The sequence below is a fragment of the Bacillus sp. USDA818B3_A genome, from assembly GCF_009928415.1.
GTDB lineage: Bacteria > Bacillota > Bacilli > Bacillales > Cytobacillaceae > Neobacillus.
The window spans coordinates 46569-61123 of sequence record NZ_JAABNN010000019.1 but is presented as its reverse complement, the minus strand read 5'-3'; the positions used below and the strand labels follow the sequence as shown (position 1 = coordinate 61123).

General features: G+C 38.2%; 15 protein-coding genes. 12 read left to right on the top strand and 3 right to left on the bottom strand.

The window, feature by feature from the left end:
* Positions 1-212: 212 nt before the first annotated feature.
* Entirely contained in the window at positions 213-1130 is a 918-nt protein-coding gene (locus GXK58_RS21615) for a nuclease-related domain-containing protein (protein WP_160725255.1), read from the bottom strand.
* A gap of 197 nt (positions 1131-1327) precedes the next feature.
* Here GXK58_RS21615 and GXK58_RS21610 point away from each other — a divergent pair, with 197 nt between their 5' ends.
* The 12 genes from GXK58_RS21610 to rpiB all read left to right on the top strand — a co-directional run bounded on the left by GXK58_RS21610 (position 1328) and on the right by rpiB (position 12112).
* Positions 1328-1678 (top strand): hypothetical protein, encoded by a 351-nt coding sequence (locus tag GXK58_RS21610; RefSeq protein WP_160725254.1) that lies wholly within the window; start codon positions 1328-1330, stop codon positions 1676-1678.
* Between the two features lies 1 nt (position 1679).
* Positions 1680-2357, top strand: a complete 678-nt coding sequence (locus GXK58_RS21605) for a PspA/IM30 family protein (RefSeq protein WP_160725253.1) — start codon at positions 1680-1682, stop codon at positions 2355-2357.
* A gap of 247 nt (positions 2358-2604) precedes the next feature.
* Positions 2605-3294, top strand: a complete 690-nt coding sequence (locus GXK58_RS21600) for a FadR/GntR family transcriptional regulator (RefSeq protein ID WP_160725252.1) — start codon at positions 2605-2607, stop codon at positions 3292-3294.
* Positions 3295-3592: 298 nt separating this feature from the next.
* On the top strand, positions 3593-4618 hold the full coding sequence (locus tag GXK58_RS21595; protein WP_160725251.1) for a zinc-dependent alcohol dehydrogenase: 1026 nt from the start codon (positions 3593-3595) through the stop codon (positions 4616-4618).
* 123 nt (positions 4619-4741) lie between these two features.
* Positions 4742-6073 carry an MFS transporter gene (locus GXK58_RS21590; RefSeq protein WP_160725250.1) on the top strand — a complete coding sequence of 444 codons (1332 nt, stop codon included), beginning with the start codon at positions 4742-4744 and terminating at the stop codon, positions 6071-6073.
* Between the two features lie 223 nt (positions 6074-6296).
* On the top strand, positions 6297-7139 hold the full coding sequence (locus tag GXK58_RS21585) for a transketolase (protein ID WP_272928173.1): 843 nt from the start codon (positions 6297-6299) through the stop codon (positions 7137-7139).
* Positions 7139-8092 carry a transketolase family protein gene (locus GXK58_RS21580; protein WP_160725248.1) on the top strand — a complete coding sequence of 318 codons (954 nt, stop codon included), beginning with the start codon at positions 7139-7141 and terminating at the stop codon, positions 8090-8092. Before GXK58_RS21585 ends, GXK58_RS21580 begins: the two co-directional genes overlap by 1 nt.
* Positions 8093-8116: 24 nt before the next feature.
* On the top strand, positions 8117-8875 hold the full coding sequence (locus tag GXK58_RS21575) for an SDR family NAD(P)-dependent oxidoreductase (RefSeq protein ID WP_160725247.1): 759 nt from the start codon (positions 8117-8119) through the stop codon (positions 8873-8875).
* 71 nt (positions 8876-8946) lie between these two features.
* On the top strand, positions 8947-9657 hold the full coding sequence (locus GXK58_RS21570) for a FadR/GntR family transcriptional regulator (protein ID WP_160725246.1): 711 nt from the start codon (positions 8947-8949) through the stop codon (positions 9655-9657).
* 364 nt (positions 9658-10021) lie between these two features.
* On the top strand, positions 10022-11353 hold the full coding sequence (locus GXK58_RS21565) for an MFS transporter (protein WP_160725245.1): 1332 nt from the start codon (positions 10022-10024) through the stop codon (positions 11351-11353).
* A 137-nt stretch (positions 11354-11490) separates the two neighbouring features.
* On the top strand, positions 11491-11637 hold the full coding sequence (locus tag GXK58_RS21560) for a GapA-binding peptide SR1P (protein ID WP_237389742.1): 147 nt from the start codon (positions 11491-11493) through the stop codon (positions 11635-11637).
* Between the two features lie 28 nt (positions 11638-11665).
* Positions 11666-12112: a ribose 5-phosphate isomerase B gene (gene rpiB / locus GXK58_RS21555; protein WP_160725244.1), complete on the top strand. Its 447-nt coding sequence runs from the start codon at positions 11666-11668 to the stop codon at positions 12110-12112.
* Between the two features lie 136 nt (positions 12113-12248).
* Here rpiB and GXK58_RS21550 read toward each other — a convergent pair whose 3' ends face one another.
* Together GXK58_RS21550 and GXK58_RS21545 are read right to left on the bottom strand one after the other, a co-directional pair.
* Positions 12249-13490, bottom strand: a complete 1242-nt coding sequence (locus tag GXK58_RS21550; RefSeq protein ID WP_160725243.1) for an MFS transporter — start codon at positions 13488-13490, stop codon at positions 12249-12251.
* A gap of 30 nt (positions 13491-13520) precedes the next feature.
* Positions 13521-14468, bottom strand: coding sequence for an L-lactate dehydrogenase (locus GXK58_RS21545; protein WP_160725242.1), 948 nt, complete (start codon positions 14466-14468; stop codon positions 13521-13523).
* Positions 14469-14555 lie beyond the last annotated feature (87 nt).

Sequence of the window (14555 nt, the reverse complement as noted above, 5' to 3'; positions counted from 1 at the left end):
GACCGAGCAGAACTCCGGAGAGGAAATTGGGTAGCCAATAAGGTCTATAGACGACCGAGCAGAACTCTGAAGAAGAAGTTGGGTAGCCAATAAGGTCTATAGACGACCGAGCAGAGCCCCAAAGAGCCCATTGGGTAGTCAATAGCCGCAATAAATGACCCAGTAAATCAGGGCAGCCAATCAAAGTAACTTAATAGAAGCATATCCATCTTCTATTCATAATATGTCCACTGACCAAATCCTACCAAAGTATAGTGTTCCTTAAGGATTCGACTAATTTGCTTTTTCGACTCAATCACCTTGCACCACGCATAAACATTATTCGTAGTGATTTTTATACCAGGGAAAAGAAGTTTTAGCTCCTCCACAGACCTTAAGACAGCGGAATCAATCGTTTCCACATGACCACATGTATTACAGACAATCTTCATCCTATCGTCCGTAGGAGAAGAAATTACCGAGTTACACCATGCACAGAGAACTCCCTTTTCCATACGATCATAGCTATAAGGTGGATACCGAGTATAGGGTGATTCAGTTTGGTGCATAGATATTAACTTATCAGCTAGCATTTTATGGTGATTAGTTAGTTTTGAAGGGATTTCGTTTAATTCTTTCATAAGATTGTTAAGTTGAGTGGGGTGAATAATCGGCTCATTTAAAGGGGCTTGATATAAAGTGAAATTTGGGTTCACAAAGGTTACAGAACCTTCAATAGGTAACTGAGAGCCAAGATTTTTAAGTAAAGGGCGGAAAAGAGATTTGCTGCGTTTTAATTGATCCAAAGGGTTTTTTATTTCTTCCTTAGATAATTTAGGATAGAAATTTCCTGATTCATACCTATAATCACCTTCATGGTTTTTCACCTCATACTGGTAGATAGTTCGCTGAGAAATGATTAAGGTATCCATTTGAAAGGATGATTTATTTTGCTCAAGGCATAAATCATTTAAGATATATAAATCATTCTGCAGCTTTGAGGTTAATTGATCAAAAAACACCTCACCTTGGTATCCTTTTTCAAGGTGAGAATAATGCAGTTTGTCCTTTGAAGATAACTCCATGCGTGCGTTTAAAGAGCTATAGATTCTTAATTCTTTTGATTTTGTACGTGGCTTATAGGGGTGCATATCAACCTTCCTTTCCCATTCTAAAAATACTCCTCTTTATTTTACAAAAGTCTACAAAATAATTGTTTGTCCACTTTGTTAACTCTGGTTTCTTCTAAAACAGAATCCACAAAAAATAAAAATTACTATTCTTTTCACCAAGATTTCACCAATCTCTATTAATATGCATTACATCGACAACGAAAGGAGATAAAAAAATGAAAAAAGGTATTTTCTGGGGAGCACTCATTGCTTCTATCATTTTGGTGATAAACATCGTCCACTCTCCATTAAGAGGAATTGGCGGGTTACTAGGACATGGCGGAAACGGATTCGCGTCCCACCATATGATGCACCATGGAGGAGAATTCTCGTGGTTCTCCCTGATTATTGGACTAGTCGTTCTAGTTTTATTAGTAAAATGGCTTAAAAAGAAGTCAAAAGCTTCATCCATGCAGCAGTTTATTAACACATCAACAATCGGCACACATTTACCAGTAACAAACAAAAACGCTAGCGTTTTAGATCAATGGGAAAAAAATATTTTAACTAAAAAGGAGAATGAATAAAATGGGTATTTTTAAACGACTAAAAACAATTACAATGGCGGAAATCAACGGACTATTAGACGGAATCGAAGATCCAATCGCGATGTTAAATGAGTATTCTAGAGAAATGGAGCAAGAGATCACAAAAGGCCAGCAAGCCTTAGCCAGACAACTTTTTGTGGAGAATAAACAAACTGCACTAATTTCGGAAACGAAAGCATTAGTGGACAAGCGTACTCATCAAGCGAAACTAGCAATTGAACAAGGCGACGAGGCAATGGCAAAAATAGCTGTACAAGAAAAGCTCAACAAAGAAAATCAGTTGCCAATATATGTGGACCAATTAGAGGCGATTAAGGGACAAACCCAGATCCTCGTTGAAAAATTAGATCAGTTGAAAGAAACGTATAATCAAATGCAGCAAAAGAAAATCTTATTAGCTTCACGTGCAAATGTGGCTCAATCGATGAAGCAAATTCAAAAAGTGACAGTTTCCTTCAATACGGACGATATTGCGAGAGGAGTGGTCCGTGCGGAAGAGAAGATCCTGATGATGGAAGCAGAAGTTCAGGCTGGCAATCAGTTCACCACTCCGTTAGCTCAGTTTGATGCCGCATATGATAACTTTGTAAGCGATGAAGAGCTCAACAAGGAAATTGAAAAGTTGAAAAACGAAAACGAAAAAGTATCGGCATTATAATACAAGGGAGAGAAGCACCGCCGTCTAGGCTGGTGCTTCTCTTTTTATCTGCAAAAAGGGAGGAGTATTTACATTGAAGATTGCAAGATATACGACTTTGCTTAGGATTATTGGATAAAATGACAACATATTGTCAACCTTTAGGATACTAAGTTTATTGCCCTTTGGAATAAATATCATTATAATTATACATGTCTAATAACTTACTTAGGATACAACAACCCTAGTGTAAAAAGAGGAGATTTTTATGAAATTTAATCCAGTATCCAGCAAGAAATTATATATGCAAATTTATAATCAAATTCTTTCCGAAATCCAATCGGGTTCATTCAAAATAGGTGATAAACTGCCAGCTGAAAGAGAACTATGCGAAATGTTTGGTGTAAGTCGTGCCCCTATTCGGCAGGCCCTGAGCGCCTTGGAATTGAATGGAATTATTTACTCCCGACAAGGAGAAGGAGTTTATGTGAAAAGCAATCAGCTAGCAACGGATCAATCCTTCTTTAAATCAATATCTCCTGAAGATATTGTTGAGGCAAGAATGAACATCGAGCCACTTATTGTTAAATTTGCCGTTCAAAGAGCAACGGATGAAGACATAGAAGAGCTTCGTTCAACGATCAAACAGATGGAAGAGGAAACGAAGTCTGGAGTATACGTACCCGAAACGGACGAAAAATTACATGGTGGTATTGCAAAGGCCTCTCATAATGATTTATTTATCAACATCATGGCGGATATTATCAATGCAATGAAACAACAGGAAATGTGGAAATTTATTCGGGATCGGACTGTAACTCGACCTGATTATCGGGACGTTAACTTCAGAGAGCATCAATTACTTATTAAGGCCATTGAGGAGCGCAACGAAGAAGAAGCAGTGAAAATTATGACGAATCATATGCAAAATTTATATGACCGGTATTGGAAGGATTAGATGAACCAATCTTTCAAACCAAAAGTAAATTCCCCATCAAAAATAATGATGGGGAATTTTTTATTTACTAGGAAAGTATAACTTTCCTAACAGGCTGTGCCAATACGCCTCTGTCTTCACCTCTTACGGAGCTCGCCAATCGGCGAGTTTTTTTCTATATCTATTAGTCTGATTCTTCTTATTTTTTTTATTGACAAACAAAATCAAGAAACGTATATTAATTACATAACATCTTAGTAGACAAGTGAACAAGAAGACAAGCAAAAAGAATAAAATGCTTTAAACAAAGGGGGAGAATATGAGAGCAGCAGTCATTGATAAACCATATTCGATTGAATTACAAGAAGTTAGTTTACCGGTGATTAAGCATCCGAATGAAGTCAAAATTCAAGTGGTCGTAACTGGGATATGTGGATCTGAAATACATGCTTACCATGGAACACATCCTTTTCGAGTCCCACCAGTTATATCAGGACATGAGTTTGCAGGGGTGGTTGTCGAAACAGGTTCAGAAGTCAAGGGTGTTTCAATAGGGGACCGAGTTACTGTGGAGCCTCATTATGGATGTGGTGTTTGCAAAACTTGTCAAGCTGGAAATTATCATATTTGTAAGGAAAAAAGGGTGTTAGGTACACAAGAATGGATCGGTTCTTTTGGGGAATATATCGTTGTTCCGGAAAACACCATTGTAAAGTTGCCAGATAATGTATCGTATGAACAGGGAGCCCTAATCGAACCCCTTGCAGTGGGCGTTCATGCTGTTAGGCAGGCTGGTGTAGGGCACAACGATAAAGTAGCTATTCTCGGAGCCGGACCTATAGGTTTAGGTTTAATGGTAGCTGCAAAAAACGCGGGTGCAACCAAGATCTTCATAACAGATGCTTTAGATTATAATTTAGAGATTGCAAAAAGACTGGGTGCCACTTCTGCAATAAATACAAATTATGAGGATTCAGTTGAACGAATATTGGAAGAGACAGATGGTGAAGGAGTAGACACAGTATTTATTGCTGTTGGAATTCAATCCGTACTAAATGATTCTTTCAAGATCATCAAAAGAGGCGGAAAAGTTTCAGAAGTAGCTCTTTTTGGAAAAAAACCGGAAATCGATATTTCCTACATTCAAAATAAAGAAATCGAATTAATTGGATCCAACATGTATGTGAGAGAGGATTTTGAGATTGCAGCAGCGGCAATTGCTGCTAATTTAGTTGATACCTCTTTGCTTATAACAAAGGTGATACCAATAGAAGATATCCAGAATGCTATGAATATTGTTGACCAAAAATTAGAGAATGCTGTTAAGGTTTTATTGAAATTTTAAATGTTCGATATTTTTTGTCGCTCAATCTTATGTAGAAAAAAGTAAGGATTTTAAAATTTTTTTAAAAATGTTTTTTGTAAGGGTTTGCAATGATTCTAAGGGAGAACGATAGGGGGAATTAATATGAATCACGTTCAATTAGAACGTTCAACAACTAAAAAGGTCACGTTAAGGCTCATTCCGTTTTTATTTTTATGTTTTACGATATCAATACTAGACCGGGTCAATATTGGATTTGCAGCACTACAAATGAACCAAGATTTAGGCTTTTCTAATGCGGTTTTTGGATTTGGGGCAGGAATCTTTTTCTTTGGTTATTTCCTTTTAGAGGTACCGGGCAGTGCGATTATGACGAAAATTGGACCAAGAAAATGGATTAGTAGAATCATGGTTACATGGGCCATTATTGCTATTTTAATGGCTTTTGTAAAAACTCCGATGCAATTTTATACAGCACGATTTCTTTTAGGTGTTGCAGAAGCTAGTTTTTATCCATGTATGGTCTTTTATTTAAGCGGTTTTTATCAAACGAAACATCATGCAAAGGCCATTGCTGGATTTATGATTGCTATACCAGGTGCTAATGCAATAGGTGCGCCTCTTTCCACTTTCTTACTAGGGGTTAACTGGTTTGGACTGGAAGGATGGCAATGGTTGTTTATTATGGAAGCGATTCCGGCTGTGATTTTAGGTATCATTTGCTATTTCTATCTTGATGATAAAATTGAAGATGTAAAATGGTTAAATAAAGATGAGAAAAAATGGCTAATTGACATCACAACAAAAGAGAAGCTTCAAAAACAGGAAGTAAAGCACTATACATTCTTGCAGGCTTTAAAGGATCGCGATGTGTTAATCTTATCGATTGGATATTTTTGCTGGATGATCGGCTACTATGGAATTGTTATGTTTTTACCAACCATTTCAAAAGGTTTAACAGAAGCAACTTCCCTTAGTACCCAAACAATGGGTTGGGTTTTAGGACTCATGTATGTTTGTGCGATGGTTACGATGTATCTAGTTGGTAACCACTCCGACAAAAAGAACGAGCGGCGCTGGCATGTTGCTGCATGTTTAACAACCAGTGCGGTTGCTATGATTATTAGCAGCTTGGTGGCCAATACGAGTATTGTTTTATCGTTTGTCTTTTTAACTATCGCCCTTTGTGGAGCATTTGGCGCATACTCTCCATTTTGGTCGATTCCTCCTTCCTTCTTAACTGAAGCAGCAGCTGCAGGAGCTATTGCGCTTATTAACAGTATAGGGAATCTTGGTGGATTCTTTGGGCCTTATATTGTCGGGTATATTAAAGATTTAACAGGATCATTTAATGTGAGTATGATTTTCTTGGGTGCAAGTTTGATAATAGGTTCTTGTATTATTGTTTTCTTAGTGAAACAGTCAGGCAAGGTTTTAAAGCCGGATGTTGAAAATAAATTGGAAAAGACTAGTTAAAAAGAATATGAATCTCAAACCTTCGGATCACAACTTTTGTTGACCGAAGGTTTTTTTGTTTTAAAACGTAAATTTTTATAGAATTTTTCATTGGTTAATTTTATATAAAATTCGTGTTGACAATTATGAAAACGGTGTTATACTGAGTTCATAAGTTAACTTAGTAGACAAGTAGACAAGAAAACAACGAAGCAATTCAAACAGGTTATTAAAATTAGATGAGGTGACTAGTATGAAAGAGGTTGGCATTGAAGAATTAAAGCAAAAAGCAATCGAGATGAGGAAAACAGCTCTTACAATGATTCATGAAGCGCAATCCGGGCATCCAGGAGGCTCCTTATCTGCAGCCGATGTGGTAACCGCACTTTATTTTAAGGAAATGAACATTGATCCAAAAAATCCTCAATGGGAAGACCGTGATCGTTTCGTATTATCGAAAGGACATGTGTGCCCGATCCAATATTCAGCATTAGCTTTAAGAGGATATGTGCCTTATGACACCATTTACACGTTAAGACAGTATGGTTCTCCATTCCAAGGACATCCAGATATGAAAAAGTGCCCTGGTATTGATATTTCTACAGGCTCTTTAGGGCAGGGACTTTCTTGCGCAGTTGGAATGGCACTGGCAGGAAAAAGGGATTCAAAGACCTATCGCGTTTTCGCTATGTTAGGAGATGGCGAGTGTCAAGAAGGCCAAATTTGGGAAGCAGCACAAAGTGCTGTTAAATATCAGTTAGATAATCTAGTTGTATTCGTTGATGATAACGGATTGCAGATTGATGGTACAACCGATGAAATTATGCCGAATCTGGATTTAGAAAAGAAATTTGAAGCATTCGGATTTGAAACAAGAAGAATTAATGGACATTCGATGGAAGAGATTGTGGAAACATTAGATAGTATTCGTGAAGTAAAAAATGGAGTTCCAAAATGTATTGTTCTTAACACGGTAAAGGGTAAGGGAGTATCTTTTATGGAACATTCATGTGGATGGCATGGTGTTGCTCCAAATGATGTTGAGTTTTTAAATGCAATCGAAGAAGTAGCAGGGGGGTTAAAATAATGAGCATTATGGAAAAAGACATTCTACTTAAAAAGGCGACCCGAGAAGCATTCGGTGATGAAATTGTCCGTTTAGGCAAAAAGAATAAAAATATTTATGTAGTGGATATTGATATCGGTAAATCATGTAAGACAACAGAATTTGCAAAGCAATTATCAGATCAGCATGTAAATGTTGGTATCGCAGAACAAAATGGGGCTGGATTGGCGGCTGGACTTGCGACGACAGGTAAAATCCCGTTTGTAAGCACTTACGCTGTATTTGGTTCATTACGAATGGCGGAGCAGATCAGACAAGAAATTTGTTATCCAAACCTAAATGTAAAAATCGCTTGTTCCCATGGCGGGCTGACTCCAGCGAATGATGGGGCAAGTCATCAAGCTATTGAAGATATGGGCGTACTAAGAACCATTCCAAATATGACGGTTATTATGGGTGCTGACTATTATTCTACTAGAAAATTAGTAGAACAAGCGGCTGAAATGTATGGACCGGTTTACCTTCGTTTTACGAGAGATACAGTACCGATGTTATATGATGAAAATGAAGAATTTACGATTGGAAAAGCAAAGCAGATCAAGGACGGAAAAGATATTGCGATTATTGCAAATGGTGACACCGTCTATCTCGCCTTAGAAGCTGCCAAGCGATTAGAAGAAGAAAAAATATCTGTAAAACTATTAGACATGCATACGATAAAGCCGCTAGATCGGGAAGCTGTCGTAGATTGCCTAAATATTGGAAAAATAATTACTGTTGAAGACCATAATATTTTAAATGGTTTAGGAAGTGCCGTATGTGAAGTAGTAGCAGAGGAAGGCAAGGGGATTGTGAGAAGAATTGGAGTTCAAGATCAGTTTGGACAATCCGCTCCGTATGAGAAGTTGTTAGAGCTAAATGGTATTACGATTGAAAATATTGTATCTACAGCAAAAGATCTAGTAAAAAACTAATAAATCATCGAGGAGAGAAGAAACATGTTTGAATTAAATAATAGAGTTGCGATCGTTACAGGCAGTGGATCAAAAAAGGGGATTGGACGTACCATTGCTTTAACCCTTGCCAAACAGGGAGCAGCAGTGGTTGTCGCTGACCTTAATATGGATGGAATTCAGGATACCGTCAATGCGATTGAGGAAGCTGGCGGAAAAGCTTTAGGAGTAGAACTAAATGTGACCAGTAAAGAATCGAATGACGCCATGATTGAAAAGGTTCTGCAAACCTTTGGCAGAATTGATATCCTTGTGAATAATGCTGGAATTTCGCAAAAGGTAACCGTTGAAGATATGACATATGAGGACATCAACCGAGTATTTAATGTAAACATGTTTGGACTGTTCTTATGCTCCCAAGCCGTACTAAAACCGATGAAAGAACAAAAGTATGGTAGAATCGTTAGTCTTTCATCCGTTTCCGCTAAACGAGGCGGCGGTGTATTTGGAGGGCCGCACTATTCCGCTTCAAAGGCTGCCGTATTAGGGTTCTCTAAGAATCTTGCTCGTGAAGTTGCTCTTGATGGAATCACTGTGAACTGTGTTGCACCTGGTCTTGTTAATACAGACATTTGGAAGTCACTACCTGAAGAGGATGCAAAGAAAGTAATCGATGGGATTCCAATGGGAAGACCAGGTGAGACGGAGGAAATTGCTGCGACTATTGCTTTCCTAGTTTCAGAAGAAGCTTCCTACATTACAGGAGAAGAAATTGATATTAATGGCGGTTCACATATGGATTAATTTTATCCTTACTGTTCAGGCATTCCAGTTAGGAATGCCTGTGTAATTTCAATGAACACTTACGGAGAGGGGTGGTTGTCATTAATTTTAATCCAGTGGCCAGTAAGAAATTATATATGCAAATTTATCATCAGATCCTTTCTGAAATCGAATTGGGTTCCTTTAAAAAAGGGGATAAACTTCCTGCCGAAAGAGAGTTGTGCGAATTATTCGGTGTAAGCCGTGTTCCCATTCGACAGGCCTTAAGTGCATTGGAATTAAATGGGTTTGTCTATTCCCGTCAAGGTGAAGGAGTTTATGTGAGAAGTAACCAAATCACACCTGATCATTCTGAATCGGCCATTTTCTTTAAATCGATATCCCCAGAAGATATTGTTGAGGTAAGGATGAACATTGAGCCGCTTATTATAAAATTTGCAGCCCAAAGAGCAACAGATGAAGATATAGAGGAACTCCGCTCGACCCTCAAAGAGATGGAGAATGAAATAATGGCTGGTGTTTATGTACCAGAAACAGACCACAAATTACATTTTAGTATTGCAAAAGCCTCTCATAATGATTTATTTATTAATATTATGGCAGCTATTAGTAATGCCATGAAACAACAAGAAATGTGGAAATTTATTCGGGATCGAACCGTCACTCGACCGGATTATCGGGATATTAATTTTAAGGAACATCAATTACTTATTAAAGCGATTGAGGATCACAACGAAAAAGAGGCAGTGGAAGTCATGAAGAAGCATATGAAAAACTTATATGATCGGTATTGGAAAGATTAGACTATTAAGTTTTCACCCCTAAATCGTATTGACAACCCTTACATGCAAATATATACTTAACACAAAAAAGGTATCTTAGTATACAAGTAGACAAAATAAATGGTTAGTAGCTGTCCAGAATTTTAAAGGAATACTAGGAGCCATTTATAGAGAATAAATGAAACTTCCTATCTATTTGTATAACAAGTTATATTTTAAGTTTAAATTGAAAGCGTTTGATGTATGGGTTTGCAATATTTTTAATATTAGTAATCTAAAAATTCCGATGGAACTATTTCTTCAAGGAGAATTTATTTCCCTGTAACCTTAATTGAGATAAAAGGCTCGGCATAAGGAAGGGATAACATCATGAGGGGGAACTACTTTGGATCAACATGCACTTGAGAGTTCAACTACTAAAAAAGTTACGTTAAGATTAATTCCATTTCTATTTCTATGTTTTTCAATATCCGTACTTGATAGGGTGAATATTGGATATGCTGCCCTGTCATTAAACAATGATCTAGGTTTTTCGAATGCTATTTTCGGATTTGGAGCCGGAATATTTTTTCTTGGTTATTTTCTTTTAGAGGTACCGGGCAGCGCCATGATGGCAAAGATTGGACCGCGGAAATGGATTAGCAGGATCATGGTTACATGGGGCATCCTTGCTTTTTTAGAAACTTTTGTCCAAACTCCAATACAATTTTATACGGTACGATTTCTATTAGGTGTTGCTGAGGCAAGTTTTTATCCATGTATGGTTGCTTATTTAAGCGGTTTTTATCAAACCAAACATCATGCAAAAGCGATTGCTGGATTTATGGTTGCCATACCAAGTACCAATGCTATAGGTGCTCTATTATGTACATACTTGCTAAACGTTAACTGGTTTGGTTTGGCAGGATGGCAATGGTTGTTTATTTCTGAGGCAATTCCATCTGTCATCTTGGGTATTATATGTTATTTCTATCTTGATGATCGAATTGAAGAAGTAAAATGGTTGAACAAAGACGAGAAAAGATGGCTAATTGACGTTACAACAAAAGAGAAACTGGAAAAGCAGCAAGTGAAACACTACACTTTCCTGCAGGCTTTAAAGGATCGTGACGTTCTCATTTTATCAGCCGGGTATTTTTGCTGGATGATTGGCTATTACGGGATTAACATGTTTTTACCAACCATTTCGAAAGGTTTATCTGAAAAAATATCTCTTAGCACTCAAAGTATGGGCTGGATTTTATTCCCTATGTATATTATTGCCATGGTGGCGATGATTCTAGTTGGCAACCATTCAGATAAAAAGAATGAGAGACGCTGGCATGTTGCTGTATGTTTAATCATAAGTGCGATTGCGATGATTGTTAGCAGTTATATTTCTGATGTAAGCATTATCTTATCCTTTGTATTTCTAACCATTTCATTATGTGGAGCCTTTGGAGCATACGCACCATTTTGGGCCATTCCGCCTTCTTTCTTAACAGGGGCTGCAGCCGGAGGCGCTATTGCCCTTATCAATAGTATAGGAAATCTTGGTGGATTTTTTGGGCCTTACATTGTGGGCTATATTAAGGATACAACAGGATCTTTTCATACTAGTATGGTTTTCTTAGGTGTGAGTATGATCATCAGTTCTTGCATTATTGTTTTCTTGGTAAAACAGTCAGGAAAGGTTCAAAGCACGCGTGTCGAATATAAATTGAAAAAATCTAGTTAAGAAAATTTGTCATGCATAAATTGCGAGATAGCTGATAAGCAGGAACACTTTTAGGGTTAGAAAAAGTAGATCCCTTTTATTGTTGCGTCGATCTATAAGTTTTTTATTTAACATATGAAATGTATAGGGGGAAGCGAATGATGGGCGAGAAACTAATTGAAAAACAAGGTACGATTATATGTCAAGTGTGTGAAGAAGTTATTGACATTGTGGATAGTACAGAAGGCGTTAAAACATGGTATGGAATGTGTCAGGATTGTTCCGAGGAGAAGAAAAAAATTTAACGTCACTTAACAATTGGGAGGTAATAAAATGAGAGTGGCTATTGCATCTGATCATGGTGGTATCAATATTCGTAATGAAATTATTTCACTGCTAGAAGAGATGAAAATTGAGTACTTAGATTTAGGGTGTGATTGTGATACCTCTGTTGATTATCCAGATTACGCCATTCCTGTTGCGGAAAAAGTTTCAAGTGGTGAAGTGGAACGAGGTATCTTGATTTGCGGCACGGGGATTGGAATGAGTATTTCGGCAAACAAAGTAAAGGGAATACGTTGTGCACTGGTTCACGATACGTTTAGTGCTAAGGCAACAAGAGAACATAACAATTCCAATATCCTTGCGATGGGAGAGCGTGTCATCGGTCCTGGCTTAACTCGTGATATTGCGGAAATATGGTTAACAACCCCCTTTGAAGGTGGCAGGCATGCAAATCGTATCAATAAAATAAAAGAATATGAAAAAAGTAAGTCATAGGAAGCGAGTGGACGGTTCTCTGGCTTCCTTTAAAGACAAGTAAAAAACCCCTTTGGCATGATGCGAAGGGGTTTTTTAGTAACAAATATTTTAATTTCAGGAAGCTCTAGAACTGTCCCAATGCTATCTTTGCCTCCTAAGCTGCTTTTCGCAAAGCTGCCACCTTTTCCCGTGTTTCCGGGAAAGTAGCCACAAGGAAAATATATAAACTTGAAGCAGCGATAAAGAAAATCATCGCAGGTGTATATCCGGCAGAACCTAAGATGAAACTCCAAACAATCGTTGCAATCGTTTGTCCTGCATAAGCAATCGCCCAAAATAATCCGAACATAATCGTCAATCTTTGAGGCGTCATCCCTTTAAGTTCATGAGGAAGATTCAAAAAGATTGGGTACTGAATATACATCGCAAAACCGGAAATCGCAATCAGTGTGTAAGATAGAAGCGGAATTTTATTAGCGAAAACAATCGCCAGGGCAAACGTACCTACCATAACAATCCCCGAGAAAAGAAGGATTGGCTTACGCGGTACCCCTTTATTTCCAATGGTAATTCCGGCAAATGTCCCGAGGATCCCAAGCCCTGATATTAACAGGTTCGTGATCGAGCCGTTCAACAATGTATATTGGTCGAAAATCGCTTTAAAGCTTACCAGCGATAAGACATACAAGGTTAAAAAGGAAGCAAACGCCAAGCCGTAGCGCCAAAGGAATCCGTCCTTGAGTGCGTCTTTGTAACCATACTGTTCTGCTTCTCCATCTGCTTCCTTTGTCTCAAAAGTTTCTGCTTTCCAAAGCCAGCCGATGAAAAAAAGTATCGTTAAAGAGGCAAAAACCGTTAATGTTAAACGCCAATTGGCCACCATTTGATTGGCAAAAACCGTAAATAACACAGCGACAATAAACGCACCCGCATTATAGGCTACCGTATTAGCCGCATTAATGCGCAGTTTAACGTGTGAATTTTTTACATAATGGGCAACGACAGGGTTCATATAAACAATGACCATGGAACCACCTACTGCCATAACCATCCGGGCAGCAGTATAGGCCCAATAGTTAGGAAGATAAATGGCGACAAGGCCCATCATTAACAGGGCGATGGCTGTACCTGCCGCCTTTTTAGGGCCTAATTTCATCAGCACCACAGCTGCTAAAATATTGGCAAATACACGGGCGGTCGTAATGGAATAGTTCACTAATTGAGAAATAAGCGGATCAACGGGTCCTCCGAAAAACGTTTCGGTGATTTGCGGAGTTAAGGAAGAACCCGCCACCCAGTTCATCGCAAAGGTCACATAAGCGAGCCATAAGACAGCCATCATAAAGTAACCCTTTTTTGTTTGATTCAACGTTTCCATAATTTCATCTGCTTTCATTAGAGATTTCATCTATGGCAAAGGTAATTTCTAGATTACAGGCTTCATTGTTTCTTTTAAGACTGAAACAGAGTGATTAAATTGCTGCTTTTCTAGTTCATTTAAATCAATTTCAATCACCTCGCGGATTCCGCCACGGTTAATTACAGCTGGAACTCCGATAAATACGTCGTGCTGTCCATATTGTCCATCTAGATAAGAAGAAACGGTTAAGATGCTGTTTTCATTATTTAAGATTGCTTTTGTAATTCGGACAAGAGACATGCCAATTCCATAGAATGTAGCCCCTTTTCGTTCAATGATATGATAGGCCGCATCACGGACATTAACGAAGATTTGTTCCAAGCATTCCTTGTTTAGTTTTTCGGCAGGAAGTTCTTCCAATCTTTCCACCCCTACTGAAGCGCGGCTCCAAACAGGAAGTTCTGTGTCTCCGTGTTCACCGATGATGTAGGCATGAACATTCCGAGTATCCATATTGAAATGTTGACCTAGCGCAAAGCGGAGGCGCGCAGAATCTAAGACGGTGCCAGAACCAATCACTCGTTCTTTTGGAAGCCCTGACTCTTTCCAAGTCACATAAGTTAAAATGTCTACTGGGTTGGTTGCCACCAAGAAGATCCCGTCAAAGCCGCTGGCCATGATATTTTTTACGATCTCTTTAAAAATCTTTGTGTTCTTTTCTACTAATTGTAATCGAGTTTCACCTGGCTTTTGAGCCAATCCTGCTGTAATAACAACTAAGTCGGCAGTTTCACAATCTTGATAAGAACCGCTCCATACATTGATTGGTGATGGCGCAAATGGGATTCCGTGGTTTAGGTCCATTGCTTCGCCTTCAGATTTTGCTTCATTGACATCAATAAGAACTAACTCTTCTGCTACTCCTTGATTAATCATGGAATAGGCATAACTGCAGCCGACGGCACCTGTTCCAATTAAAACTACGCGATTAACTTTCTTATTTCTGTTTTCCATGATGATCTCTCCCTTATATATGAAATGTATTAATTAACAAGTTGATGACGTTAGTATATCACTAGTTTGTGAATAATTTCACAATAA